Source organism: Streptomyces sp. NPDC016469 (genome assembly GCF_040632905.1).
In the GTDB taxonomy this organism is placed as follows: domain Bacteria; phylum Actinomycetota; class Actinomycetes; order Streptomycetales; family Streptomycetaceae; genus Streptomyces.
This window is the reverse complement of record NZ_JBEYCQ010000026.1, coordinates 20,690-45,938: the sequence shown is the minus strand read 5'-3', so window position 1 is coordinate 45,938 and position 25,249 is coordinate 20,690. Positions and strand designations below refer to the sequence as shown.

The 25,249-nt window shown below is 71.4% G+C and carries 22 protein-coding genes and 2 tRNA genes; 17 read left to right on the top strand and 7 right to left on the bottom strand.

Going from position 1 to position 25,249, the window contains the following annotated elements; genetic code table 11:
- Positions 1-50 precede the first annotated feature (50 nt).
- From ABZ565_RS26340 to ABZ565_RS26325, 4 genes are all read left to right on the top strand, one after another.
- On the top strand, positions 51-2,300 hold the full coding sequence (locus ABZ565_RS26340) for an ATP-dependent DNA helicase UvrD2 (protein ID WP_361031690.1): 2,250 nt from the start codon (positions 51-53) through the stop codon (positions 2,298-2,300).
- A 164-nt stretch (positions 2,301-2,464) separates the two neighbouring features.
- Complete coding sequence (locus tag ABZ565_RS26335) at positions 2,465-2,803, top strand: hypothetical protein (protein ID WP_361031687.1); 339 nt, start codon at positions 2,465-2,467, stop codon at positions 2,801-2,803.
- A gap of 173 nt (positions 2,804-2,976) precedes the next feature.
- Complete coding sequence (locus ABZ565_RS26330) at positions 2,977-3,345, top strand: WhiB family transcriptional regulator (protein ID WP_018105532.1); 369 nt, start codon at positions 2,977-2,979, stop codon at positions 3,343-3,345.
- 32 nt (positions 3,346-3,377) lie between these two features.
- Entirely contained in the window at positions 3,378-3,707 is a 330-nt protein-coding gene (locus tag ABZ565_RS26325) for a hypothetical protein (RefSeq protein WP_361031847.1), read from the top strand.
- Between the two features lie 303 nt (positions 3,708-4,010).
- On the opposite strand, the gene ABZ565_RS26320 is transcribed toward ABZ565_RS26325, so the two are convergent.
- Together ABZ565_RS26320 and ABZ565_RS26315 are read right to left on the bottom strand one after the other, a co-directional pair.
- Positions 4,011-5,513, bottom strand: coding sequence for an AarF/ABC1/UbiB kinase family protein (locus ABZ565_RS26320; RefSeq protein WP_361031684.1), 1,503 nt, complete (start codon positions 5,511-5,513; stop codon positions 4,011-4,013).
- Positions 5,514-5,554: 41 nt separating this feature from the next.
- Positions 5,555-6,703: a ThiF family adenylyltransferase gene (locus tag ABZ565_RS26315; protein WP_361031681.1), complete on the bottom strand. Its 1,149-nt coding sequence runs from the start codon at positions 6,701-6,703 to the stop codon at positions 5,555-5,557.
- A gap of 207 nt (positions 6,704-6,910) precedes the next feature.
- Between ABZ565_RS26315 and ABZ565_RS26310 the strand changes: the two genes are divergently transcribed.
- The 4 genes from ABZ565_RS26310 to ABZ565_RS26295 all read left to right on the top strand — a co-directional run bounded on the left by ABZ565_RS26310 (position 6,911) and on the right by ABZ565_RS26295 (position 10,776).
- Positions 6,911-7,531, top strand: coding sequence for a M48 family metallopeptidase (locus ABZ565_RS26310; RefSeq protein ID WP_361031678.1), 621 nt, complete (start codon positions 6,911-6,913; stop codon positions 7,529-7,531).
- Between the two features lie 131 nt (positions 7,532-7,662).
- Positions 7,663-9,309, top strand: a complete 1,647-nt coding sequence (locus ABZ565_RS26305; RefSeq protein WP_361031675.1) for a TerD family protein — start codon at positions 7,663-7,665, stop codon at positions 9,307-9,309.
- 11 nt (positions 9,310-9,320) lie between these two features.
- Entirely contained in the window at positions 9,321-10,001 is a 681-nt protein-coding gene (locus tag ABZ565_RS26300; RefSeq protein ID WP_361031671.1) for an AIM24 family protein, read from the top strand.
- A gap of 19 nt (positions 10,002-10,020) precedes the next feature.
- Positions 10,021-10,776, top strand: a complete 756-nt coding sequence (locus tag ABZ565_RS26295) for an AIM24 family protein (protein ID WP_361031668.1) — start codon at positions 10,021-10,023, stop codon at positions 10,774-10,776.
- A 69-nt stretch (positions 10,777-10,845) separates the two neighbouring features.
- Here ABZ565_RS26295 and ABZ565_RS26290 read toward each other — a convergent pair whose 3' ends face one another.
- Both ABZ565_RS26290 and ABZ565_RS26285 read right to left on the bottom strand, forming a co-directional pair.
- A complete protein-coding gene (locus ABZ565_RS26290) occupies positions 10,846-11,394 on the bottom strand; it encodes an NUDIX hydrolase (RefSeq protein ID WP_361031665.1) in 549 nt (182 codons plus the stop codon).
- Positions 11,391-12,839: a zinc-dependent metalloprotease gene (locus ABZ565_RS26285; protein ID WP_361031662.1), complete on the bottom strand. Its 1,449-nt coding sequence runs from the start codon at positions 12,837-12,839 to the stop codon at positions 11,391-11,393. Before ABZ565_RS26285 ends, ABZ565_RS26290 begins: the two co-directional genes overlap by 4 nt.
- A 189-nt stretch (positions 12,840-13,028) precedes the next feature.
- Here ABZ565_RS26285 and ABZ565_RS26280 point away from each other — a divergent pair, with 189 nt between their 5' ends.
- From ABZ565_RS26280 to ABZ565_RS26265, 4 genes are all read left to right on the top strand, one after another.
- On the top strand, positions 13,029-14,171 hold the full coding sequence (locus tag ABZ565_RS26280; protein WP_361031659.1) for an SDR family oxidoreductase: 1,143 nt from the start codon (positions 13,029-13,031) through the stop codon (positions 14,169-14,171).
- Between the two features lie 89 nt (positions 14,172-14,260).
- Entirely contained in the window at positions 14,261-14,722 is a 462-nt protein-coding gene (locus tag ABZ565_RS26275; protein WP_361031657.1) for a molybdenum cofactor biosynthesis protein MoaE, read from the top strand.
- Between the two features lie 127 nt (positions 14,723-14,849).
- Positions 14,850-15,038: a hypothetical protein gene (locus tag ABZ565_RS26270; RefSeq protein ID WP_361031654.1), complete on the top strand. Its 189-nt coding sequence runs from the start codon at positions 14,850-14,852 to the stop codon at positions 15,036-15,038.
- Positions 15,039-15,131: 93 nt separating this feature from the next.
- On the top strand, positions 15,132-16,220 hold the full coding sequence (locus ABZ565_RS26265; RefSeq protein WP_361031651.1) for a PDZ domain-containing protein: 1,089 nt from the start codon (positions 15,132-15,134) through the stop codon (positions 16,218-16,220).
- Between the two features lie 28 nt (positions 16,221-16,248).
- Here the strand turns inward: ABZ565_RS26265 and ABZ565_RS26260 are convergent, their stop codons facing one another.
- Positions 16,249-16,818, bottom strand: coding sequence for a PPA1309 family protein (locus ABZ565_RS26260; protein WP_361031648.1), 570 nt, complete (start codon positions 16,816-16,818; stop codon positions 16,249-16,251).
- Positions 16,819-16,946: 128 nt separating this feature from the next.
- Here ABZ565_RS26260 and ABZ565_RS26255 point away from each other — a divergent pair, with 128 nt between their 5' ends.
- The 4 genes from ABZ565_RS26255 (at position 16,947) to ABZ565_RS26240 (ending at position 22,555) form a co-directional block, all read left to right on the top strand.
- Positions 16,947-19,925: a UPF0182 family protein gene (locus ABZ565_RS26255; protein ID WP_361031844.1), complete on the top strand. Its 2,979-nt coding sequence runs from the start codon at positions 16,947-16,949 to the stop codon at positions 19,923-19,925.
- Between the two features lie 52 nt (positions 19,926-19,977).
- Positions 19,978-20,051: transfer RNA gene (locus tag ABZ565_RS26250), tRNA-Met, on the top strand.
- Between the two features lie 214 nt (positions 20,052-20,265).
- Positions 20,266-22,335 (top strand): tetratricopeptide repeat protein, encoded by a 2,070-nt coding sequence (locus tag ABZ565_RS26245; RefSeq protein WP_361031645.1) that lies wholly within the window; start codon positions 20,266-20,268, stop codon positions 22,333-22,335.
- A 146-nt stretch (positions 22,336-22,481) separates the two neighbouring features.
- Positions 22,482-22,555 (top strand) — tRNA-Met (locus ABZ565_RS26240).
- 97 nt (positions 22,556-22,652) lie between these two features.
- On the opposite strand, the gene ABZ565_RS26235 is transcribed toward ABZ565_RS26240, so the two are convergent.
- A complete protein-coding gene (locus ABZ565_RS26235; protein WP_361031642.1) occupies positions 22,653-23,072 on the bottom strand; it encodes a Fur family transcriptional regulator in 420 nt (139 codons plus the stop codon).
- A 176-nt stretch (positions 23,073-23,248) separates the two neighbouring features.
- Between ABZ565_RS26235 and ABZ565_RS26230 the strand changes: the two genes are divergently transcribed.
- Positions 23,249-24,700 carry a catalase gene (locus ABZ565_RS26230; protein ID WP_361031638.1) on the top strand — a complete coding sequence of 484 codons (1,452 nt, stop codon included), beginning with the start codon at positions 23,249-23,251 and terminating at the stop codon, positions 24,698-24,700.
- A gap of 73 nt (positions 24,701-24,773) precedes the next feature.
- On the opposite strand, the gene ABZ565_RS26225 is transcribed toward ABZ565_RS26230, so the two are convergent.
- Positions 24,774-25,175 (bottom strand): CBS domain-containing protein, encoded by a 402-nt coding sequence (locus tag ABZ565_RS26225; RefSeq protein WP_361031634.1) that lies wholly within the window; start codon positions 25,173-25,175, stop codon positions 24,774-24,776.
- Between the last annotated feature and the right edge of the window lie 74 nt (positions 25,176-25,249).

Below are 25,249 nucleotides of genomic sequence, written 5' to 3'. Positions count from 1 at the left end.
CCTGTGGACAACCACCGCACGCGCCCCGGGCGACCTGGCAGCATGGCGGGGTGACATCAGCAACGCACTCCACCCTCTTCCCCCGGGTCCCGGACACCGCGGACGCCGTTCTCGACGGGCTCGACCCCGAGCAGCGCGAGGTGGCCACGGCCCTGCGGGGCCCGGTGTGCGTGCTGGCCGGAGCCGGTACGGGCAAGACGCGGGCCATCACCCACCGCATCGCCTACGGGGTGCGCGCGGGGATACTCCAGCCGGCGAGCGTCCTGGCCGTCACGTTCACCAACCGGGCGGCCGGCGAGATGCGCGGCCGCCTGCGCCAGCTGGGCGCGGGCGGGGTGCAGGCGAGGACGTTCCACTCCGCGGCCCTGCGCCAGCTCCAGTACTTCTGGCCGAAAGCAGTCGGTGGCGAGCTGCCCCGGCTCCTTGAGCGCAAGGTCCAGCTGGTGGCCGAGGCGGCGGCCCGCAGCAGCCTGCGGCTCGACCGCAACGAGCTGCGCGACGTCACGAGCGAGATCGAGTGGGCCAAGGTCACCCAGACCGTCCCCGCCGACTACCCGGCGGTGGTCGCCAAGGCCCAGCGCGACGCCCCGCGCGACCCGGCGGAGATCGCCAAGGTCTACGAGACCTACGAGGAGCTGAAGCGCGAGCGCACGGTGATCGACTTCGAGGACGTGCTGCTCCTCACCGTCGGCATCCTCCAGGACCGGCACGACATCGCCGCCCACGTCCGCCGTCAGTACCAGCACTTCGTCGTGGACGAGTACCAGGACGTGAGCCCGCTCCAGCAGCGGCTGCTCGACCTCTGGCTCGGCGACCGGGACAGCCTCTGCGTCGTCGGCGACGCCGGCCAGACGATCTACTCGTTCACCGGGGCCACCCCGGACCACCTGCTCAACTTCCGCACCCGCCACCCCGGCGCGACGGTCGTCAAGCTGGTCCGCGACTACCGCTCCACCCCACAGGTGGTCCACCTGGCCAACGGGCTGCTCGCCCAGGCCACCGGCCGGGCCGCCGAGCACCGCCTGGACCTGGTCTCGCAGCGGGAGCGCGGCCCCGAGCCCGCCTTCGTGGAGTACGCGGACGAGCCCGCCGAGGCCGAGGGCACCGCCCGTCGCATCCGCGACCTGATCGCGGCGGGCGTCCCGGCCGGCGAGATCGCGGTGCTCTACCGGATCAACGCGCAGTCCGAGGTCTACGAGCAGGCACTCGCGGACGCGGGCGTGCCCTACCAGCTCCGGGGTGCCGAGCGGTTCTTCGAGCGCGCGGAGGTCCGTGAGGCGGGCGTGGCCCTGCGCGGCGCGGCCCGTGCGGGGGGCAACGACTCCCTCCTGGACCACGCGGACGACCTCCCCGCCGAGGTGCGCGCGGTGCTCTCCACCAAGGGCTGGCGCAGCGAGCCGCCCGCCGGGTCCGGCGCGGTGCGCGACCGCTGGGAGTCCCTGGCCGCCCTCGTCAGGCTCGCCGAGGACTTCGAGCGGGCCCACCCGGGGGCGACGCTCTCCGACCTGGTCGCCGAGCTGGACGAGCGGGCCGCCGCCCAGCACGCACCCACGGTCCAGGGCGTCACGCTGGCCTCGCTGCACTCGGCGAAGGGCCTGGAGTGGGACGCGGTGTTCCTGGTCGGGCTGACCGAGGGCATGATGCCGATCACCTACGCCAAGACGGCGGAGCAGATCGAGGAGGAACGCCGGCTGCTGTACGTCGGCGTCACCCGGGCCCGCTTCCACCTCGCCCTGTCCTGGTCGCTCTCCCGGTCGCCCGGTGGCCGGCCCGGACGCCGGCCGACCCGCTTCCTGAACGGGCTCCGTCCCGGCTCCACGGGCCCCGGCGGCCGGAGCGCGGCCGCGGCCGGCCCGGGCGGCGTATCCGTCGGTCCCGGCGGCCGGAACGGCGAGGGCGGCGCGGTCGGCCCCGGCGGCGAGGGCCGGCCGGCGGCGGCCGGGCGGAAGCCCCGGACGCCGGCCCGGTGCCGGGTCTGCGGCAAGACCCTGACGGACGCCGGCGAGATGAAGCTGATGCGCTGCGACGACTGCCCGTCCGACATGGACGAGGCGTTGTACGAGCGGCTGCACGACTGGCGGGCGGCCCGGGCGCGGGAGATCGGCCAGCCCGCCTACTGCGTGTTCACCGACCGGACGCTGATGGCCATCGCGGAAGCGGTGCCCGGTACCGAGGGAGAACTGGCCGGGATCCCCGGGGTCGGCGCGCGGAAGCTGGGCCGCTTCGGCGCTGCCGTTCTGGACATCTGCGCAGGTGGGGACGGGTGTGAGGGCGAGACGGAAGCCCCCGGGGAGATGTGAGAAAAACTCGTCGGAAAAATAGTTTGCGCCCGCCCCAGTCATCACCATAGGTTCTTAACCACGGAAACAGCGGCTTCTCTGAAGCGCTGGCTCCGTGCTGTACTTATCCGAATACGCAGGACCGGCCCGCCGGTCCCCCGAGACGCCGAGAGGAGGCGATTGAAGTGATCAGCATCATCGAGACCAACAAAATGACCGATCTCTCGGTCGTCTCCGCCTGCTCGCTCGGCCTTCTCGCCCGTGCCCCGAAGTCCTCCCTGCGCGCCACCGGTGTGTCCGGCGTCTCCGCCGTCATTCCGATGTCCCTGGCCGGCCTTCCCGTGCGGGAGCGCAATGAGCGACCGACCCAGGCACCGGCAGCAGCAGTAGCGAAGGGACAGGCCCAGGCCTATGCCTTTGCGGCCGTCGGTGCGGGAGCGGAAGCCGGCGTCACCGAGCAGACGATGCACCACCACACGATGTGGGCCTTCCGTGGGCCTGAACCCTGGAGTGATCCAGCCTGATCCAGCATCAGGCCGGCGCCTTCAGGGCCGCGGAACCCCACTCGGGATCCGCGGCCCTTTTGTTTTGCCTCAACGGGCGAGACAACGAGAAGGGGCCTCGGGACAAGCAGGACCTGGTACCAGCCGCCCCCCGGCCAACAGGCCGGAAACGACCAGACGAGGACACCACCACCGTGCAACTCGAAGCGCACGCCCCGTCCGTACCGCCTTCCGACACGATCTCCCCGCCCGGCCTCACGGAGGACTCCACCTTGACCCCCCTCACCGCGCTCACCGCGCTCGACGACGCCATCGAGAACCTCGGCGTACCCGTTCCCTGTCGCGCCTACGACCCGGAGGTCTTCTTCGCCGAGTCGCCGGCCGACGTCGAGTACGCCAAGTCCCTCTGCCGCACCTGTCCGCTTGTCGAGGCGTGCCTCGCCGGCGCCAAGGAGCGCCGCGAGCCGTGGGGTGTCTGGGGCGGCGAGCTCTTCATCCAGGGCGTCGTCGTCGCCCGGAAGCGGCCGCGTGGCCGCCCGCGCAAGAACCCGGTCGCGGCGTGACCGCCGACCTGGGGCTCCCGGCCCTCAAGCCCCTGAAGCGCATCGGAACCATCGACCGTCCCCTCACTCACGACCCCCGAAACCAGGCTCCAATGACCATCCCCACCCCCACATCCGAGCCCGCCGGCTCCGCGACCCCAGACGTCACCATCATCGGCGCGAACGACTCGCGTCAGAACAGGACCCGCGAGATGCAACTCATCCCAGAAGCCCTGGCTCGTGCGCATATGCACGACCGCATGCGCGAAGCCGACGCGGAGCGTCAGGCCGTGCGCCTGATCTCCGCCCGGCGGATGCAGCGCCGCGCCGAGCGCGCCTCGATGCGCGCCCGCCGCGCGCTGGCCATGGCCGTCATGCACTGAGGCGCCCCGGCCGGCCACGGAGGCCCCGCCCGGACGCAGCCGCTCTCTGCGCCCGGCGGACCGCGCCTCCCGGCGCCACCCGCGCAGCAGCACCCCACCCCGGGGCCGATCCGTCCAACGGACCGGCCCCGGGGGCGTGTCGGGGGCGGGGCGGGGTCGGTCGGGGCGGGGGCCCGACCGCCTTGCTCCGTTCGTCCGGCCCCGATCGCTCGGCCAGGTTCGCCCGTCCCGGCCCGCTCGGCCAGGTTCGCTCGGCCAGGTCCGCCCGGCCCGTCCCGGCCCGCCCGGCCCTGCCCGTCCCGGCTAGCCGGCGTCCACCGTTTCGGCGGACCTCGGTGCCGGCGGCACGTGCTCCGGGCCCTGCCCCTCGGAATCCAGGACCTCCGCGTCCGCCTGGTCCGCCTGACCCTCCATGTCCGCCTGGTCCTCCACGTCCTCCGGCGGCAGGAACCCCGGTAGCCAGGACTCGAGTTCGTCGCGGAGCCGGACCGTGGCGCCGAGCTGGCACAGCACCCCGATCGTGCTCAGCGTCACCCGGTGTATCAGCAGGTAGGACGGCGGCAGGTTCAACTGCTTGCCCAACTGGTGGGCCGGGGAGCGCGGGTCTGCTATCCGGGCCGCCTGATGACGCATCCAGCTCCGGCTGAACGTGAACTCCTCCACCTCGGCCGGTTCGATGATCGGCAGCAGGTAGTCCAGCACCGCGTCCGGCTCCAGGTCGATCGAGTCCTTGACGAACCCCTCAGCGCGCAGCATCTCGTAGACCGCGTCCGCGTCGCCCCCCAGCGTCAGCCGCAACGCGTCCCCGATGGTCTGCGGCAGCCCGCCCGGCAGCCGGTCCACCGTCCCGAAGTCCAGCACCCCCAGCCGCCATCGGGCCGCGTCCGCACCCTCGTCGCTCTCGTCGCCCGACGCGCCCGCCTCCGGGTCCGGGGGCAGCAGCCGGAAGTTGCCCGGATGCGGGTCGGCGTGGAGCAGGCCGGTGCGCGCGGGGCCCGAGAAGAGGAACCTCGCGAGCAGCTGGCCGGCCCGGTCGCGCTGCCCGGCCGTGCCGCCGGCGATCACATCGGCCAGCGGGACACCGTCCATCCACTCGGTGACCAGCACCTGTGCCGACTGGTGGACCACCTCCGGAACCACCACGTCGGGATCGTCCGCGAACTCCTCCGCGTGGGCCCGCTGGGACCCCGCCTCCTGCTCGTAGTCCAGCTCCTCCGACACCCGGTCGCGCAACTCCATGATCAGCGGCTTGATGTCCATGCCCGGAACCAGCGGGCCCAGCAGCCGCGCGAACCGGCTGAGCTGGGTCAGGTCCGAGAGCAGTGCCTCGCCCGCGCCCGGGTACTGCACCTTCACGGCCACGTCCCGGCCGTCGTGCCACACCGCCCGGTGCACCTGGCCGATGGACGCCGCGGCCGACGGCCTGTCGTCGAAGGTCAGGAACAGCTCCCGCCAGTCCTCGCCGAGCCGCTCGGCCAGGACCGCGTGCACCGTACCGCTCGGCATGGGCGGCGCGGCCTCCTGGAGTTTGGTGAGCGCCGCGCGGTAGGGCCCCGCGACCTCCTCGGGCAGTGCGGACTCGAAGACGGACAGGGCCTGGCCGAGCTTCATCGCCCCGCCCTTCAGCTCACCGAGGACCTTGAAGAGCTGGTCGGCGGTGCGCTGCTGCACCTCGCGGGCCACCAGCTCCGCCGATTTCCCGCCGATGCGCTTGCCCAGCCCCCAGGTGGCACGGCCGGCGAAACCCAACGGCAGCGCGGCCAGCTTGGCGGTACGGGTGACCGCCTTCCGGGGAAGATCAGACATATGCCCCTCCAATTCCCAGACTGCCGCGCTGCGTGCGGCGGTTACCCGGCCATTGTGTCGTGCGCCGTGCCGGCTCCGGAGGCGCGGACCCCCTCAGTGTGACCGGCGGCGCCACAGGAACAGTCGACGTGCGCCCCGATCCGTTCCGACCTCCAGTCCAACAGCGGCAGCGCCGCCTCCCATCGTGCACCGGTACTCACGGGCAGCTCGCCGTCTAGGAAGGCCAGCGCGTGTGCCGCGGCGAGCCCTGCCGCCGCCGTCGCAAGACCCAGGTCACATGCCTGGGCGGCGCGGCGCCGCCCGGACTGCCACTGCGCCAGCATGCGCGGCCACTGCGGGTCCCGGTCCCGCCGGTGCAGCTGGAGGCAGCCGGCGCAGGCCGTGCCGCCGGGCAGGACCAGGGGCCCGACGAACCCGGTGGCCTCCATCACCCCCGCGTACAGATGAGGTGTGCCCGAGGAGATCCACGGCTCGGCGGTACCCGGATCGGGGACGTACGCCGACAGCCCGTCGCGTGGGGCGACCACGATCAGCGACAGCCCGGGCTCGTGCCCGGCCGGACCGCAGCCCGCCGCCCCGGGCGCCCGTGGCCCCGGGCCGGGGGCGGAGCGCCGGACCAGTTGCCGGGCCGCCATGTCCCTGCGCTCCCCGACGGCGGAGGCGGGCAGCCCGCCCGGGGACACGTCACCCGGCTCCGTACACCCGCCGTCCAGGACCTCCACCCGGCCGACCCCCGCTCCGGAGAGCACCGCCGCGATGGTCGCGCCGACCCTGCCAGCGCCCCGGACCTGCACGCGCATCGAGCGGCGGGCCGCGAGTCTGCGCATCCCGCCGCCGGGCTCGGGATGCACGACGGAGAGCGAGGCAAGGTCGGGCCGGTGACGCTCCAGGACGTCGGACCTGGCCCGCAGCGCTTCCGCCGCCGGACCGCCCGCCCGTACGTCGTCCACGAGTCCGGCGTCCACCAACCGCGTCACCAGGGTGTCCACATGACGCTCGCTCAAGTCCATCGCCCTGGCCTCTTCGCGGAGCAGCGGCATGCCTCTGGTGCCGTCGAGCAGTTCCATGAAACAGCTCGTCGCGATATCCATCGGGCCGACCTTCACCGCATGCGCGGGTGTCACTCCGAATTGCACGGTGTCCCCGCCCCGCCAAGCGCGGCGCAGTGCGGGCTTCAACATCGGATGCACGGCTTCCCCCGGTCTGTGTGTCTGTGACTCCGCTGTGCGTGACTCTGCTGTGTTCCATTGCCAGAATGCAGCGGGGTGCGGAGACGTGCGGAAAGTTATCCACAGGCGTGGGCATTAGTCGTTCAAATGGTGCAAGGCGTGGCGCTGATCATGGAGAACCGTGCCGGAGGCGGGACTTCCCCCGCGCACAGCGGGTAACGTCGAGTCGTGCCCGCCGACCCGTCGCCCGGTTCCGCCGGGGAGCCTGCCGTGCCCGGCGCCGGACCCCGCCGGCGCGGTGCGGATCCTGCCCGCCGCGCCTCCGCGACCAGCGCGGTCGAGGTCCGCAGAAGCGCCCGCCGCAGCAGAACGGTCTCCGCCTACCGTGAGGGCGACCGGACGATCGTGCTCATCCCCGCCCGCATGTCCGAGGCCGAGGAGCGGCGCTGGGTGGACGTGATGCTCGACAGACTCGCCGCCCAGGAGAGCAGGCGCGTCCTCGGCGACACCGAGCTCGCCGAACGGGCGGAGCGCCTGTCCGCCCAGTACTTCGCGGGCCGGGCCAGACCCGCCTCCGTGCGATGGGTGACCAACCAGAACACCCGGTGGGGCTCGTGCACCCCGTCCGAGGGCAGCATCCGGCTGTCGCACCGGCTGCAGGGCATGCCGGAGTACGTCGTGGACTATGTGCTCGTCCACGAACTCGCCCACCTCCTGGTGCCCGGGCACGGGCCGCGGTTCTGGCGGCTGCTGGACGCCTACCCCCGCACCGAGCGCGCCCGCGGCTATCTGGAGGGTGTGGTGGCCGCCGACCGGCTGCCGCACCTGCCCGCCGCGCGCGGCGAGTGACGGGTGGTGGCGCCGGGTGAGCGGTGTCGGGTGTTTCTGTACCGGGTCTGTACCGGCTTCGCCCAGTGCCGGAGTTTGCGGATAGCCTGACGCGACGCATTCACCTTCCGGATGGGGGACGGTCGTTACGCATGGCCAGGGAATTCCAGCGCGGCCACAAGGCCAAGATCAGCGATCTCACGCCGGGGACGGACCTGTACGTTGGGGTGCAGATCGCCGGCCCGGGACTGAGCTTTGACATCAGCTGCTTCGGGCTCGATGCCAATGAACAGCTCTCCGACGACCGGTATTTCATCTTCTTCAATCAGCCGAAATCTCCCGAGGAGTCCATTCAGCTGCTCGGGGCCCAGGCCGGTGACACCGAGTCGTTCCGCGTCACCCTGGACCGCATTCCGGCGAACATCCACAAGCTGTCGTTCACCGCGACCGTGGACGGTGCCGGGCAGATGTCGCAGGTCGGTCCCGGATACATCCGGATCGTCGCGGGCGGCGAGGAAGTCGTCAGGTACGCGTTCAACGGCTCGGAGTTCAGCACCGAGCGCGCGGTCATGCTGGGCGACTTCTACCTCAAGGACGTCTGGCGCTTCGCGGCGGTCGGCCAGGGCTTCGACGGTGGCCTCGACGCGCTGCTGAAGAACTTCGGAGGCGAGGTCGCCGAGGAGCAGCCGGCCGCCGCCGCGCCGCCGCAGGGTGTCGCCCCCTCGTTCGCCCCGCCGGCCCAGGCTGCCCCGGCTCCGTCCTTCGGCGCCCCGGCAGCCCCTCCGGCACCCCAGGCGCCTCAGGTTCCTCAGCCCGCGCCCGCCTTCGGGACCCCGCCGGCCCCGGCCCCCGCCGCGCAGCAGCAGATGCACGCCGCGCCGACGATCGCCGCCCCGATGGCCCCGCCCGGCGGCACCATGCCTCCGCCGCCCGCCCCGTCCCCCTACGGGCAGCCCGGCCAGCAGCCGCAGCAGCAGTTCGGGCAGCAGCCCCACCAGCCCCAGCAGCAGTTCGGGCAGGTTCCCGGCCAGGCGCCCGCCCCCTACGGACAGCAGGCCCCGTCCCCGTACGGCCAGCAGCCCCCCGGCATGCCGCCGGGCGGACAGGGCATGCCCGGTGGCATGCCGCAGGCCGCCGGAGCCGGTCTTCAGGCCGCGCTCCAGCCGTACAAGGAGACCCCGACCGGACAGCGCTGGACGCCGCAGAACCGGCAGCTCATGCGGGTCGACCTGACCATGGGCGGTACCGGAGTGCTCGCCCGGCAGGGCAGCATGGTGATGTACCAGGGCAAGGTCGACTTCAGCTACAAGGGCGCGGGTTTCGCCGGCCGCATGGTGGGCAACGCCACCGGCCAGGAGATGCAGCTCATGCGCTGTACCGGCCGGGGTCAGGTCTTCCTCGCCGAGGAAGGCGCCCATCTGCACTCCATCGAGCTCCAGGGCGACGGAGTCTGCGTCTCCGCCGAGAACGTGCTCGCCTTCGACGAGTCGCTCCAGTACGAGGTCCGCCGCATCGAGGGCCACGGCATCCCGGGCGGCGCCCTGTTCACCATGCAGTTCCAGGGCTCCGGCACGCTCGTCGTCAAGACGCACGGCGTCCCCGTCGTCCTGCCGGTCACCCCGACCACCTTCGCCGACTGCAACGCCGTGGTGGCGTGGTCGTCCGCGTCCCAGGTGATCGTCTCCAGCCAGGTCCGGCTGCGCCGCAACTCCTATCCCGGACACAGCGGGGAGACCGTGAACCTCCAGTTCCGGGGCGCGCCCGGCAACTTCATCGTCGTCCAGCCCTACGAGGTCTGAGGGAGCCCGTCATGAACCAGCAACTCGCGGGCTACGCCCCGACCCCCGTCACGGCACGGATGGAGAACCACGGCCATTCCATGCTGAAGGTCGCCATGGCGACCGGTCAGGACCTCTACGCGCGCACCGGCTCGATGGTCGCGTACGAGGGCTTCATCCAGTACGAGCCCAACCCGCCCGCCGTCCGCCAGATCGCCGCGCAGTGGATCACCGGCGAGGGCGCGCCCCTCATGAAGTGCACCGGCGACGGGCTGCTCTACCTCGCCGACTACGGCGCCGATGTCGTCGTCATCAACCTCAACAACGACTCCCTCTCGGTCAACGGCACCAACGTCCTCGCCTTCGACGGCCACCTCACCTGGGGCGTCGAGCGGGTCAAGGGCCTCGCCAAGTTCGCCGGCCAGGGCCTGTGGAACGTCAGCATCGCGGGGACCGGCTGGGTCGCGATCACCTCGCGCGGCACGCCGCTCGTGGTGGACTGCGGACGCGGCGAGGACGAGACGTACGTCGACCCGGACGCGCTGGTCGCCTGGTCCCCGAACCTCAAGGTGAAGGGCAAGCGCAGCTTCAAGGCGTCCTCGCTCATCGGGCGGGGCAGCGGCGAGGCGTTCCAGATGGCCTTCTCCGGCCAGGGGATCGTCGTCGTCCAGCCGAGCGAGGACAGCACCGACCGGCTGCGCGTCCGGCACTGACGGGGAGGGAGAACACACCATGCAGAGTTCGCTTTTCGGCCTCACGGAACAGCAGTCCCAGGAGCGCTACACCATCCAGAACCCGCAGCTTCTGCGGGTCGCGCTGACCGGCCACGACGACGTCCTCGCCCGCAAGGGCGCCATGGTCGCCTATCAAGGGCTGATGGAGTTCGACGGCGAGTACCAGTCGAACGCCCAGCGCCGCTCCCGCGCCCACACCGGTGAGGGCCTGGACCTGATGCGCTGCTCCGGGCAGGGCACCGTCTACTTCGCCAACCTGGCGCAGTACATCCACGTCGTGGACGTCGACCACGACGGCCTGACGGTGGACAGCTCCTACGTCCTGGCGCTCGACTCCTCGCTGCACACCGAGGTCATCGCGGTCGACAGCCAGTACGGCATCTCGGGCACCGGCAAGTACCAGCTCAACATCTCCGGCACCGGCAAGGTCGCCCTGATGACCTCGGGCCAGCCGCTGATGATGCAGGTCACGCCCGACAAGTACGTCAGCGCCGACGCCGACGCGATCGTCGCCTGGTCGACCTCGCTGCGGGTGCAGATGCAGGCCCAGACGCACTCCTCGGGAGTCTTCCGCCGGCGCGGGAACACCGGCGAGGGCTGGGAGCTCAGCTTCCTCGGGCAGGGCTTCGCCCTGGTGCAGCCGAGCGAGCTGATGCCGCCGCAGAACGCCCAGATCGGACAGGGCCTCGCCGCCCAGTACGGCATGGGCCAGAACGGCGCACACGGCCAGAACCAGAACAACGCCTGGAACTGAGCCGACGACGGCAAACGGTAAGGGGCGGCCTCCCGGAGGCCGCCCCTTACCGCTGTGGTCGTACGAGGGCTACCGGCCGCCCTCCAGCACCGCGCGCGTACGCTCGACCAGCCGGACCACAGAGGCGTCGCCGACTCCGGCCACCTCGTCGTACGCGAACCAGCGCAGGTCCAGGGATTCGTCGCTGATGCTCTCCGTCGCGCCCGCCGGCGCCACCGCCGCGTACTGCACGTCCAAGTGCCAGTGGCACGGCGCGGGGATCGGATGCCGGTCCAGGATGACCGGCCCGCCCGGCAGCAGCGTCAGCCCGGCGATCCCGGACTCCTCCGTCGCCTCCCGCAGCGCGGCCGCCGCGAGCGTGGCGTCACCGGGCTCGCAGTGGCCGCCCATCTGCAGCCACATCCGCAGCTTGCGGTGCAGCGTGAGCAGCACCCGGCCGCGCTCCGGGTCGACGACCAGGGCGCTGGCCGTCAGATGACCGGCCCCGCAGGACTTCCACATGCCGTCCCGATGGCGCGCGAGGTGCTCCAGATAGGCGTCTCGCAGCTCCTCCTGGGCGGCGCCGGCCCCCGCCCCGTACCCCTTGAGTACGAGGACGGCGTCGTCATGCAGGCTCACTTGTCGGTGTCGTCCTTGCCGTCGTCGTCACCCTTGTCCGTGGCGTCGTCCGGGGCGTCCGCCCCCGGCGCGGGCTTCTTCGGGCCGTTCGCCGCCTCGCCGAGCATCTTGTCCAGCTCCGAGAAGTCCATCTGCTCGTGGTGGACGAAGCCGTCCGGATCGTCCAGGTCGTGAGCGGTCGGGAGCATGTCGGGGTGCTCCCACAGCGCGTCGCGCCCTTCGAGGCCGCGGGCGTCCGTGAGCGAGGCCCACAGCCGCGAGGCGTCCCGCAGCCGGCGCGGACGCAGCTGGAGGCCGATGAGCGTGGCGAACGTCTGCTCGGCGGGGCCACCGGACGCACGGCGCCGGCGCATCGTCTCGCGCAGCGCGTCGGCCGAGGTCAGCCGGGACTTCGCGGCGGCGTGCACCACGGCGTCCACCCAGCCCTCGACCAGCGCGAGGGCCGTCTCCAGGCGGGCCAGGGCCGCCTTCTGCTCCGGCGTCTCCTCCGGCTGGAACATGCCCTGCTGAAGGGCCTCCTGGAGCTGCTCGGGCTGCGAGGGGTCGAACTGGCCGACCACGTCCTCCAGCTTGCTGGTGTCGACCTTGATACCGCGCGCGTAACCCTCGACGGCGCCGAACAGGTGCGAGCGGAGCCACGGGACGTGGGCGAAGAGCCGCTGGTGGGCGGCCTCGCGGAGCGCCAGGTACAGCCGCACCTCGTCCTGCGGAACCGACAGGTCCTTGCCGAAGCGCTCCACATTCAGCGGGAGGAGCGCGGCCCGGCCCGCCGGGCCCAGCGGCAGCCCGATGTCGGTCGAGCCGACCACCTCGCCCGCCAGCACGCCGACGGCCTGCCCGATCTGCTGGCCGAACATCGCGCCGCCCATCGACCGCATCATGCCGATCAGCGGGCCCGCCATCGCCTGCATCTCCTCGGGCAGCACATCACCCATGGCGAGGCCCACACGCTCGGCGACCGGGTCGACCAGCTGCTGCCAGGCCGGGAGCGTCGCCTCGACCCACTCCGCGCGGCTCCACGCCACGCTGGAGATGGCACCGGACGGCATCGACGTCACCCCGTCCAGCCAGAGGTCGGCCAGGCGCAGCGCCTCGTCGACCGCGGAGCGCTCGGCCGGGCCCACGCTCGCGTCCTTGGAGCCGTCCGCTGTGCCCTGCGACACCGTCTGGCGGGCGATCTGCTTGGCCATGTCCCAGTTGACCGGCCCGCCCTCGTAGCTCAGCATCTGGCCGAGCTGCTGGAAGGCCGCGCCCAGGTCGTTCGGGTTCATCGAGCCGAACATGGCGGCGAAGGGGTTGTCACCGCCCGCGCCGGGGCCGAAGCCGAACGGGTTCGCCGGACCGCCCGAACCCTGCCCACCTCGGGTGGGGTCGTTCTTCTTGCCCTGGTCGCCGTCGTCCGGCTCCTCCGGCGGAAGGCCGAATCCGAATGGGGTGTCACTCACGGGTTTCCTCGGCTCGTAGGGCCGCCGGGGGAACCGACGGCGACTGCCCGACATCACCATCCAGCGTAGACACCAAGTCCGCTCAGGGCCTCAGTGCTCCGCCCGGTCCAGCCCTGCGGCAGGATGGACGCCACCTGGTACGTACGTGTCACGCGGGTACGTACTGAAGACAACCGCTGGAGACGCCCGGTGAGTTCCCCAGATCCGCAGGTTCGCGCAGCGCGAAACCTGGCCGACCCGTCACCCGAGAAGAAATCCGTCCCCGGCCGCCCCGGAGGCCGCGGCCCGGTCGTGGCCGTCACCGGAGCCGCGACGGGCGTCGGTGAGCTGCTCACCGCACGCCTCGCCGCCTCCGATGAGATCAAGCAGGTCATCGCCATCGACGAGCGCCGGGGCGAGGTCTCCGACGCGACCTGGCACCTCCTCGACGTCCGCGACCCCGCCATCGCCGAGAAGCTGCGCGGCGCGGACGTCGTCGTCCACCTGGCGCTCGACCTCGACCTGGAGACCGATCCCGCCGCACGCACCGCCTACAACGTGCGCGGCACCCAGACCGTGCTGACCGCGGCCGCGGCCGCCGGGGTCCACCGCGTCGTGCTGTGCACCTCCGCGATGGTCTACGGGGCGCTGCCCGACAACGACCTCCCGCTCGCCGAGGACGCGGAGCTGCGGGCCACCGCCGAGGCCACCGGCGTCGGCGACCTGCTGGAGATCGAACGGCTCGGCCGCCGCGCCCCGCGCGCCCACCCCGGGCTGCACGTCACCGTCGTCCGCCCCGCCGTGCTCGTGGGCGGTACGGACACCGCGCTGACCCGCTACTTCGAGTCGCCCCGGCTGCTCGTGGTCGCCGGATCCCGGCCCGCCTGGCAGTTCTGCCACGTGGAGGACCTGGTCACGGCGCTGGAGTACGCCGCCCTGGAGAAGATCGACGGGGAGTTCGCGGTCGGCTGCGACGGCTGGCTGGAACAGGAGGAGGTCGAGGAGCTGAGCGGGGTGCGCCGGATGGAGCTCCCCTCCGCCGTCGCGCTGGGTGCCGCAGCCCGGCTGCACCGGATCGGCCTCACCCCCTCGCCCGCGGGCGACCTGGCGTACACCATGCACCCCTGGGTCGTCAGCGTCAGCCGGCTGCACGACGCGGGCTGGCGCCCGGCCTGGACCAACGAGGAGGTGCTCGCCGCGCTCCTGGAAGAGGTGGAGGGACGCCACACCGTCGCCGGCCGCCGCCTCGGCCGCAAGGACGCCACCGCGGCCGGTGCCGCCGGGGCGACCGTCGCCCTCCTCGGCACCGCGGCCCTGGTGCGCCGCGCCCGCAAGGCCCGCCGCCGCATCTGAGCACCCTGTAGGAGGCTCCAAGCCGGGGCGCGGCCCGCCGGGTGAATCGGCAATTCCGTGTTGTCGGCGCGGTACGGCACGATGGGGTCATGGCACTCACGTACGACCACCCCGGCGAGCAGACGGCGCAGGACCCGATCCGGCTGCTGGACATCCGTGACGCGCCGCTGTCGGTGGACGAGGTCTTCCGGGCGGCCGGTGACGACGCGGCGGGCGGCACCACCCTCTTCGTCGGCACCGTGCGTGACCACGACGGAGGACAGGACGTCGACGGCCTCGGCTACTCGTGCCACCCCTCGGCCGCCGACGAGCTGCGCCGGGTGGCGGAGAAGGTCGTCGCCGACTTCCCGGTCCGGGCGCTGGCCGCCGTCCACCGGGTGGGTGAATTGCGGGTGGGCGACATCGCGGTCGTCGTGGCGGTCTCCTGCCCCCACCGCGCGGAGGCGTTCGCGGCGTCCCGCAAGCTCATCGACGACCTCAAGCACGAGGTTCCGATCTGGAAGCACCAGCGTTTCTCGGACGGTACGGAGGAATGGGTCGGCGCCTGCTGAGCGCAAACCGGAACGGCGGGAATCCGCCCCGATTTGCGTAACCGCACCCCTGCCACGAGCGTTGGTTTTCCAGACGGTTAATCTGCTGATCGGCCAGACGGCCGCATCAGGGGGTAGGGAGGTCGCCATGGCAGCGCTCGCCTGGTTGTTGATTCCGCTTTTCGCCGCTTTCGGCGCGGCGATATGGGGAAGCTGGGCCGCCCGCAACCGCACTACCGGTGACGTCACCGAACTCGCCGGGTACGCGCGGTTCCGCGAAGCCATGGAGAAGCCCCACTCCGGTTCCGAACCGGTGGAGCAGATATCGAACGTCTGAGGCCGCGTCCGGAGTCTTCGACCCGCGCGCCCCGGGCCCCGTACGGACCGGCCCCGGCGGTGCACTGAGAGACCCTTCCCGTACTGTCGTTCCATGCCACGCCGCACCGCGACGATGCTCGCCTCCACCCTGATTCTGATCGCGCTGCTCTGCGCAGGCGTGCTGATCAAAGTGCCGTACTCGGAGATGTCTCCCGGTCCGACGGTGAACACGCTCGGTGACGTCGAGGGCGACCCGGTTCTGCGGATCACCGGTCACAAGACGTACAAGACGTCCGGCAACCTCAACATGACGACGGTCCGCGTCACCGGCGCCGACTACAGCATGAACCTGGTCGAGGCCGTCTCCGGATGGCTGGGGCATGACAGCGTCGTCGTACCGCACGACACCCTCTACCCGGACGGCAAGACCGAGGAGGAGTCGACGCAGGAGAACGCCGAGGAGTTCAGCCAGTCCCAGGAGAGCGCCAAGGTCGCGGCCCTCAAGGAGCTGAACATCCCGGTCACCTCGTACGTCGTGGTTTCCAGCGTCGTCAAGGGCAGCCCGTCGCAGGGCAAGCTGCACGCGGGCGACATCATCAAGAACGTCGACGGCACCGCGGTCGAGCAGCCCGGGGACGTCGCGAAGCTCGTCACCAAGCACAAGCCCGGCCAGGACGTCACCTTCACGGTGATCCCGGCCAAGACCGCGGCGGCGGCCGAGAAGGCCGGCAAGAAGCCCGAGGGCACCGAGAAGGTCACCCTGACCACGGTGAAGGCCCCCGAGGGGGACCGTGCGATCGTCGGCATCCAGGCGGGGACCGACCACACCTTCCCCTTCGGCATCGACATCAAGCTCGCCGATGTGGGCGGTCCGAGCGCGGGGCTGATGTTCTCCCTGGGCATCCTCGACAAGCTGACCCCGGGGCAGCTGACGGGCGGCAGGTTCATCGCGGGCACCGGCACGATCGACGACGCCGGCAAGGTCGGCCCGATCGGCGGGATCACCATGAAGCTGGTCGGCGCGCGCGAGGCGGGCGCACGCTACTTCCTGACCCCCGACGACAACTGCGAGTCCGCCGCGGCGGACACCCCCGACGGGCTCACCCTGATCCGGGTCAAGACCATCGACGACGCCAGGAAGTCCCTGGACAAGCTCCGCGCGGGGGACACGGCCGGGCTGCCGAGCTGCTCGGCGGGCTGACCGCGCCCCCGCGACACAGGGCGGACGGTCAGGACTCGAAGGTGGCCGCCAGCGCCTCCGCCAGCCCCGGCACGAGACCGGCTCCGGTCAGCACCTCGGTCGCCGAGTCCTTCTCCCGCAGGCGTACGGCGGACTCGCGCGCCCCGTCCCGCAGGACGGCCACGGTCATCCGCACCTCCTGTCGGTCGGGGTGCTCGGCGACCCACTTGGTCAGCCGTTTGTCGTCGAGCCCGTCCGGCACGGACGCCTCGGCGGACGGCGGCAGCATCAGGCGCTCCACCGTCATCGCGCACCCGGCGACCGCGTCGGGCCAGGCGATCGTCGCGAGGAACTCGTCCAGAGCCGTGCCCGCGGGCAGCTCCTCCTGTTCCACGGGGGTCAGCGCGGCGCCCTTCGCACCGTCGTCGTCAAGGCCGAGCTGGGAGGCGAGGCCGGGTTCCTGGGCCCGCAGTCGCGCGGTGTCGACCAGGGCGAAGAGGCGGGCCGGCTGGTCCCAGCCGAGGGTGGAGACGTACTCGTCGATTTCGAGCACCGCGACGGTGAGCGGGCTCGCGGCCATCGGGGGGCCTGAGGGGGAAACGTTGGACATGGGCAACATCCTGCCTCCTTCCGCCCCCGTAACGGGAACTAGGTAAAGCATCAGTAAGTTGAAGGGATGGGCTCTACGATCGCTGGGCCCGCTCCACACGACCCGCGAACTTCGAGGTGCGCACGTTGGCTTTCCAGATGCCGGACCGCGGCGGAGGCCCGACCGGGCCACGGATCAGAGTCGGCCGCCCGTCCCGGCGCGCCCGAACCCTGCTCATGACTCTGGGCGTCCTGGCGATTCTCGCCATGGCGTTCGTCATGTTCGCCGGGTTCTGGACGGACTGGCTCTGGTACAGGTCGGTCGCGTATTCGTCCGTCTTCACCACCACCCTGTGGACCAAGATCGGACTGTTCCTCGTCTTCGGACTGCTGATGGCCCTGGCCGTCGGCCTGAACATCTGGCTCGCGCACCGGCTCCGGCCGCCGCTGAGCGCGATGTCGCTGGAGCAGCAGAGCCTGGACCGCTACCGGATGGGCCTCGCCCCGTACAAGAAGTGGGTGCTGCTCGCGGTCACCGCGCTGGTCGGTCTGATCGCCGGCGCCTCCGCCTCGGGTCAGTGGCGGACCTGGCTGATGTACGTGAACGGCGTGTCGTTCGGACAGAAGGACCCCCAGTTCCATCTGGACGTGTCGTTCTACGCCTTCGACCTGCCCTGGTACCGCTTCCTGCTGGGCTTCGGCTTCGCGGCCACGGTGCTCTCGCTGATCGCCGCCGCGCTGACCCACTACCTGTACGGCGGGCTGCGTGTCACCAGCCCCGGCGCGCGGGCGACGGGCGCGGCCACCGGCCATCTGTCGGTGCTGCTCGGGGTCTTCGTCGCGCTGAAGGCCGTGGCGTACTGGCTCGACCGGTACGGCCTGGCGGTGAAGTCCAGTGACTTCAAGGCCACGGACAACTGGACGGGTCTGCGGTACGTGGACGCCAACGCGTACCTTCCGGCGAAGACGATCCTGTTCTGCATCGCCGCGATCTGCGCCGTGCTGTTCTTCGCGACGCTCTGGCGGCGCACCTGGCAGCTGCCGGTGATCGGCTTCGGCCTCATGGTCCTCTCGGCCATCCTGATCGGCGGCCTCTACCCGGCCATCGTGCAGAAGTTCCAGGTCCAGCCGAACGAGCAGGCCAAGGAAGCCCCGTTCATCCGGAAGAACATCGAGGCCACGCGCGACGCGTACGACATCGACGACGCGCAGGTCTCGGACTACACGGGCAAGTCCACCGAGGACGACGACGCCAAGCTCCGGGCGAGTGCGGACGCCGCCGCGAGCTACCGGGTGATGGACCCCAACGTCGTCTCGCCGGCCTTCCAGCAGCTCCAGCAGAAGAGGAACTACTACCAGTTCCCCAAGACGCTGGACGTCGACCGCTACAAGGACGACGCGGGCAAGGAGCAGGACACGGTCATCGGTCTGCGCGAGCTCAACATCGAGGGCATCCCCAAGCGCAACTGGATCAACGACCACTTCACCTACACCCACGGCTACGGCGCCATCGCCGCCCGCGGGACCACGACCGGTAAGAACCCGAAGGGGTCTCCCGACTTCACCGAATCCGGGCTGCCGACCACCGGCGACCTGGGCACGTACAAGCAGGAGATCTACTACGGCGAGAAGACCGAGCAGTACTCCATCGTCGGCGGGCCCCAGAAGGAGCTCGACTACGAGGAGGACGGCGAGAAGACCACCAGCTACAAGGGCGACAGCGGGGTCAGTCTCTCCAACACGTTCAACCGCGCCGCGTACGCGGTGGCGTTCAGCGAGCCGCAGATCCTCTACTCGGGCGCCATCGGCGACGGTTCGCGGATCCTCTACAACCGCACGCCCAAGGAGCGCGTCGAGGCGGTGGCCCCCTGGCTCACCATCGACGGCGACGCCTACCCGGCCGTGGTGAACAAGCGCATCCAGTGGGTGGTCGACGCCTACACGACGACCAACGGCTATCCGTACGCCTCGCGCACCACGCTCGGTGACACCACGGCCGACTCGCTGACCACCAACCAGCGCGCGGTCGTCGCCCAGCAGAACCAGGTCAACTACATCCGCAACTCGGTGAAGGCCACCGTCGACGCGTACGACGGCACGGTCACGCTGTACGAGTGGGACACGCAGGACCCGGTCCTGAAGACCTGGCGCAAGGCGTTCCCCGGGACCGTGAAGCCCAAGGCGGACATCCCGCAGGAGCTGATGGACCACCTGCGCTACCCGCAGGACCTGTTCAAGGTGCAGCGCGAGCTGCTGACCCGCTACCACGTCACGAGCCCCGCCCAGTTCTACAGCGGCAGTGACGCATGGCAGGTCCCGGACGACCCGACCAACAAGGAGTCCGGCTCCGTCCCGCCGTACTACCTGAGCATAAAGATGCCGGGTCAGACGGCTCAGAAGTTCTCGCTGACCACGACGTTCACGCCGAAGGGGCGGCCCGACCTAGGGGCGTTCATGGCGGTGGACGCCGATGCGGCCAGCAAGGACTACGGCACGATAAGACTCCTTAGAGTCACCGGTGCGGTGAAGGGCCCCGGCCAGGTACAGAGTGAGCTCAACGGCAACGACGACGTCGCCGAGTTCGTGAGAAACCTCAAGGGCACCGACTCCGACATCGAGTACGGCAACCTGCTGACCGTGCCGCTCGAAGGGGGCTTCCTCTACATCGAGCCGGTCTATACGCGCGGTGGCACGCAGAACTATCCGCTGCTGCGGAAGGTCGCCGCCTCGTACGGTTCGAAGATCGTCTTCGAGAACAGTCTCGGCGAGGCCCTGAACGCCGTGTTCGGCGCCGAGGGTTCCGATACGAGTGAGCCACCGGGTGACACGACCGAGCCACCGGACACCAGTCAGCCGCCGGCCACCGGTGACGCCGCGCTCAAGAAGGCGATCGCCGACGCCCAGAAGGCGTACACGGAGGGCGAGGCGGCGCTGAAGAAGCAGGACTGGGTGGCCTACGGCAAGGCGCAGACCGATCTCCAGGACGCGCTGGAGCGGGCGGCCGCGGCCCAGTCCAAGGCGGACAGCGACGGCAAGGCCGACACGTCCGATGACGGCAAGGCGGACAAGCCCGACAAGGGTGACAAGGCGAGCCAAGCAAGCGCTTCGCGCAAAGCGGGCGATGAGGGCGGGGGCTGAGTAACCCGGTAAAGCTCCCCCTCCGCGTCGTGGTACGGTTTGAACACAACGACGCGGGGTGGAGCAGCTCGGTAGCTCGCTGGGCTCATAACCCAGAGGTCGCAGGTTCAAATCCTGTCCCCGCTACTGACAGACGAAGGCCCGGATCCTCCAGAGGATCCGGGCCTTCGTCGTGCCGTGGTGGCCTGTTTCGCGAGGTGGGCGTGAAGTGCGGTTCAAGGGGCACGAGTTGGCGGGGGACGTGTTTGACTTGTCTCTCTGTGGGCATGTCGACAAAACGCTGAAGTGACGTCACTGACCGCGATATACCAGGTGTACGCGGGTTACAGGTGGTGCGACGATGGTATTTATGGGGGACAGGGCAACTCTGTTGAAGACAGGGCGGTTTGCGCGGGGTCACGTCCATCCGGCGGAAAAGATGGCGGATGCGGTGTTTGCCGCTGCCGCCGAGCAGTACAAAGACACCATCGAGAGCGCCAGGACTGCCGAGAACGCCGACCCCTTTGAGACCGCGGAGAGTGCCGCGACCGCCGAGACCGCAAGGACCATCGAGACCGCCGACGGCGTGGAGAACGCCGAGCGGGCGGAGGCCGAGGCGAGCGCGGACAGCGCGGAGACCGAGGCACGCCACCGCCGCGCGGCCGACTCCGGTGACACCGCGTCGATGAGCGTGCTCGGCGCGCTGCTCCTGCGCCGGGGCGACCTCGCCGGCGCCGAGCCCTATCTGCGGGGCGCCACCGCCGACGGGGACCGGGCCGCCGCCAACAACCTGGGCGTCCTGCTGCACCAGCGCGGCTACCCCGACGAGGCGGCCGGCTGGTGGCGCACCGCCGCCGTGGCCGGATCCGCCGCCGCCGCGCACGCCCTGGGCCGGCACTTCCGCGAGCGCGGGGACGAACCCGCCGCCGAGTACTGGCTGCGTCAGTCCGCCGAGCAGGGCCACGCGCTCGGCGCCTACGCCCTCGCCGACCTCCTGGAGCACCGCAGCGACGTCGGAGCCGAGCGCTGGCTGCGCGCCGCCGCCGAACAGGGCCACCGCGAGGCGGCCTACCGGCTGGCGCGCCTCCTGGAGCGCAAAGCCGCCGACGCCGGGCACGAGGTGTTCGGCCGACCCGGCCTGGGCCCGCGCCCCGGCGCGGATTCCGACGCGCCCCGCCGCACCGCCGAGGGCGACGGCCCGGTCGCCGGCCCCGGCCACCCGCGCGGCGGCGAGGCCGAGCAGTGGTACCGGCAGGCCGCCGCGCGCGGGCACCGGCGCGCCGCCCTGCACCTCGGCGCGATCCTCGAACAGCGCGGCGAGCTCAAGGAGGCCGGGCGCTGGTACCTCATGTCGGCCAAGGCGGGCGAGGCCCGGGCCGCCTGCGCGCTCGGGTTCCTGCTGCGCGACGCGGGCGACCGGGAGAGCGCCGCCGTGTGGTGGCTGCGCGCCGCCCAGGACGGCGACGGCAACGCCGCGAACGCCCTCGGCGCGCTGCACGCGGCCCGGGGCGAGCAGCAGACCGCCGAACGCTGGTACCGCGCGGCGATGGACGCCGGTGACGTCAACGGCGCTTACAACCTCGGGCTGCTCTGCGCCGCCCAGGACCGCACCGCCCAGGCCGAGCAGTGGTACCGTCGCGCCGCCTACGCGGGCCACCGCGAGGCCGCCAACGCGCTCGCCGTGCTCCTGCTCCAGGCCGGCGACCCGGCCGGCGCCGAGCCCTGGTTCTCCAAGGCCGCCGAGGCGGGCAGCGTCGACGCGGCCTTCAACCTCGGCATCCTCTACGCCGGGCGCGACGAGGACCGGACCGCCCTCCTCTGGTACGAGCGGGCCGCGGCGGCCGGGCACACCGAGGCGGCGCTCCAGGTCGGCATGGCGCTCCTGCACCACGGCGAGGAGCAGGAGGCCGAGCGCCACCTGCGCTGCGCGGCGGGCGGCGGCAGCGCGGAGGCGGCCTTCCGGCTGGCCGGGCTGCTCGACGCGCGGCGGCCGCCGCCGGGGCCGCCCGCGCTGGGCGAGCCGCTGCCCGAGAAGACCGAGTGCGAGGAGTGGTACGAGCGGGCCGCCGAGCAGGGGCACCGCCGCGCCCAGGTCCGCGTCGGCATGCTCGCCGCCTCCCGGGGCGACGTGGAGAGCGCCGGCCACTGGTACCGGCAGGCGGCCGAGTCCGGCAGCCGCAACGGGGCGTTCAACCTCGGGCTGCTCCTGGCCCGCGAGGGCAGCGAGCGCGAGGCCGCCCTGTGGTGGACCCGCGCCGCCGCCGACGGCCACGGGCGGGCCGCGCTGCGCCTGGCCCTGCTCGCCGCGCGCCGGGGTGAGCTGGCGGAGGGGCAGCACTGGTGCGCCCGGGCGGTCGAGCTGGGCCCGGCGGAGGTCGCGGAGCGCGCGGCCCGCCTGCGCGAGGCCCTGCACCAGGAACTGACGGCGTAGGCCACCAGGAACCGACGGCGTGAGCCACCGGGAACCGACGCCGTGAGCCACCGGGAACCGACGCCGTGAGCCGCAGGGGCGGGAACGGAGATCCCGAACGAATTTGCACTGGTCCGAGCCGTCCCGTAGGGTTGTGAACACAACGACGCGGGGTGGAGCAGCTCGGTAGCTCGCTGGGCTCATAACCCAGAGGTCGCAGGTTCAAATCCTGTCCCCGCTACTGAAGACCGAGGGCCGGATCTTTTCGAAGATCCGGCCCTCGGTCTTTCTTATGCGCACGCGAAAGCCGCCCCCGGTGCGGGGGCGGCGCGGCGCTTTCAGGCCGTCGCGGCGCAGTCCGGGCAGATGCCCCGGTAGGTCAGTTCGACGCCCGAGATCGTGAAGCCGAAGCGCTCACCGGCCGGCAGGTCCGCCAGCGGGTCGCCCGACGGGTGCACGTCGCGGATGGCGCCGCACTGGGCGCACACCAGGTGGTGGTGGGCGCGGTGCGCGTTGGGGTCGTAGCGCTTGGCGCGGCGGTCGGTGGAGACCTCGATGACCTCGCCGAGGCTCACCATCTCGCCCAGCGTGTTGTAGACGGTGGCACGGGAGATCTCGGGCAGCTTGGCCACCGCGCGGGCATGGACCTCGTCGGCGGTCAGGTGCACATGGTCCCCGTCGAGGACCTCGGCCACGACGCGCCGCTGCGCGGTCATGCGCCAGCCGCGTCCTCGAAGTCGTTCCAGCAGGTCACTCATGGGCGCCAGTCTAGCAGCGCACGGGCCAGGTCTTGAATAGGTGCGACTTTGGATGCTTATTTGACTTGGACTTTGTCCAATGTAGGATCGCTTACGGCGGCGGCCCGAGGACAGGGAGGCCGGACGCAGGGCACGGCATGAAGGCATGACGTGCGGAAACGACGCAGGAGGCGCACGTGACGCAGGGACCGCTCACCACGGAGGCAGGCGCACCGGTCGCCGACAACCAGAACAGCGAGACCGCCGGTGTCGGCGGCCCGGTCCTGGTGCAGGACCAGCTGCTGATGGAGAAGCTGGCGCACTTCAACCGCGAGCGCATTCCGGAGCGCGTGGTGCACGCCCGCGGCGCCGGCGCGTACGGAACGTTCACGCTGACCCGCGACGTGTCGCGGTGGACGCGGGCGAAGTTCCTCTCGGAGGTCGGCAAGCAGACCGAGACGTTCCTGCGCTTCTCCACCGTCGCGGGGAACCTCGGCGCCGCCGACGCCGTGCGCGACCCGCGCGGCTTCGCGCTGAAGTTCTACACCGAGGACGGCAACTACGACCTCGTCGGCAACAACACCCCGGTGTTCTTCATCCGGGACGCCATCAAGTTCCCCGACTTCATCCACACCCAGAAGCGCGACCCGTACACCGGTTCCCAGGAGGCGGACAACGTCTGGGACTTCTGGGGGCTCTCGCCCGAGTCCACCCACCAGGTGACCTGGCTCTTCGGCGACCGGGGCATCCCCGCCTCGTACCGGCACATGGACGGCTTCGGCTCGCACACCTACCAGTGGCAGAACGAGGCGGGCGAGGTCTTCTGGGTCAAGTACCACTTCAAGACCGACCAGGGCATCAAGAACCTCACCACCGAGGAGGCCGTGCGCCTCTCCGGTGTGGACCCGGACAGCCACCAGCGGGACCTGCGCGAGTCCATCGAACGCGGCGACTTCCCGTCCTGGTCCGTGCAGGTGCAGATCATGCCGGCGGCCGACGCGGCGACGTACCGCTTCAACCCGTTCGACCTCACCAAGGTGTGGCCGCACGCGGACTACCCGCCGGTCGAGATCGGCAAGCTGGAGCTCAACCGCAACCCGGAGAACATCTTCGCCGAGGTCGAGCAGTCCATCTTCAGCCCGGCGCACTTCGTGCCCGGCATCGGCCCGTCCCCGGACAAGATGCTCCAGGGCCGTCTCTTCGCGTACGGCGACGCGCACCGCTACCGCGTCGGCATCAACGCCGACCACCTCCCGGTGAACCGCCCGCACGCCACCGAGGCGCGGACCAACAGCCGGGACGGCTATCTGTACGACGGTCGCCACAAGGGCGCGAAGAACTATGAGCCCAACAGCTTCGGCGGCCCCGCCGAGACGGGCCGGCCGCTCTCCGGCGCCATTCCCGTCGCGGGTGTCACGGGCAGCCATGCGACCCCGCTGCACGCCGAGGACGACGACTTCGTGCAGGCCGGGAACCTCTACCGGCTCATGACCGAGGACGAGAAGGCCCGGCTGGTCGACAACCTCTCCGGCTTCATCGCGAAGGTCTCGCGCGACGACATCGCCGAGCGCGCGATCGGCAACTTCCGCCGCGCCGACGAGGACTTCGGCAAGCGGCTGGAGGCGGCCGTGCAGGCGCTGCGCGCCTGAGTCCCCCGGCCGTACGACCGGCCCGGCCCCGCACCCGCGGGGGCCGGGCCGGTCGCATGTGCGGGGGCGGCCGTCAGCCGACCAGCGCGGCCGGGCGGCGGGGCGCGGGCGTCCAGCAGCGGATGATGTCGCGGACCGAGACGATCCCGACCGGGCCGCCGTCGTCGAGGACGATCAGGTGGCGGAAGCCGCCGTGCGTCATGGCCGCCGCGGCCTCTTCGAGCGTCCAGCCGGGCGCGGCGAAGACCACGTCGGTGGTGGTGTGGGCCGAGGCCGTCTCGGTGTCGGGGTCCTGGCCCGAGCCGACGGCGTTGAGGACGTCGCGCTCGGTGAGGATGCCGAGCCCGCAGGTATCGGGGTCGTGGACGACGGCCGCTCCGATCCGGCGGGCCGACATCAGCCGGGCGGCCTGGCGGAGCGTATGGGCCGGGCCGATGGTGAGGACCACCGTGCTCATGGCGTCACGGACGAGCATGGAGAGTGCCACCTCCTCTGTGAAGCGACCGCGTGAGCCGATTCACAAGTTCACAAGTGGGGGAATCCATAGAG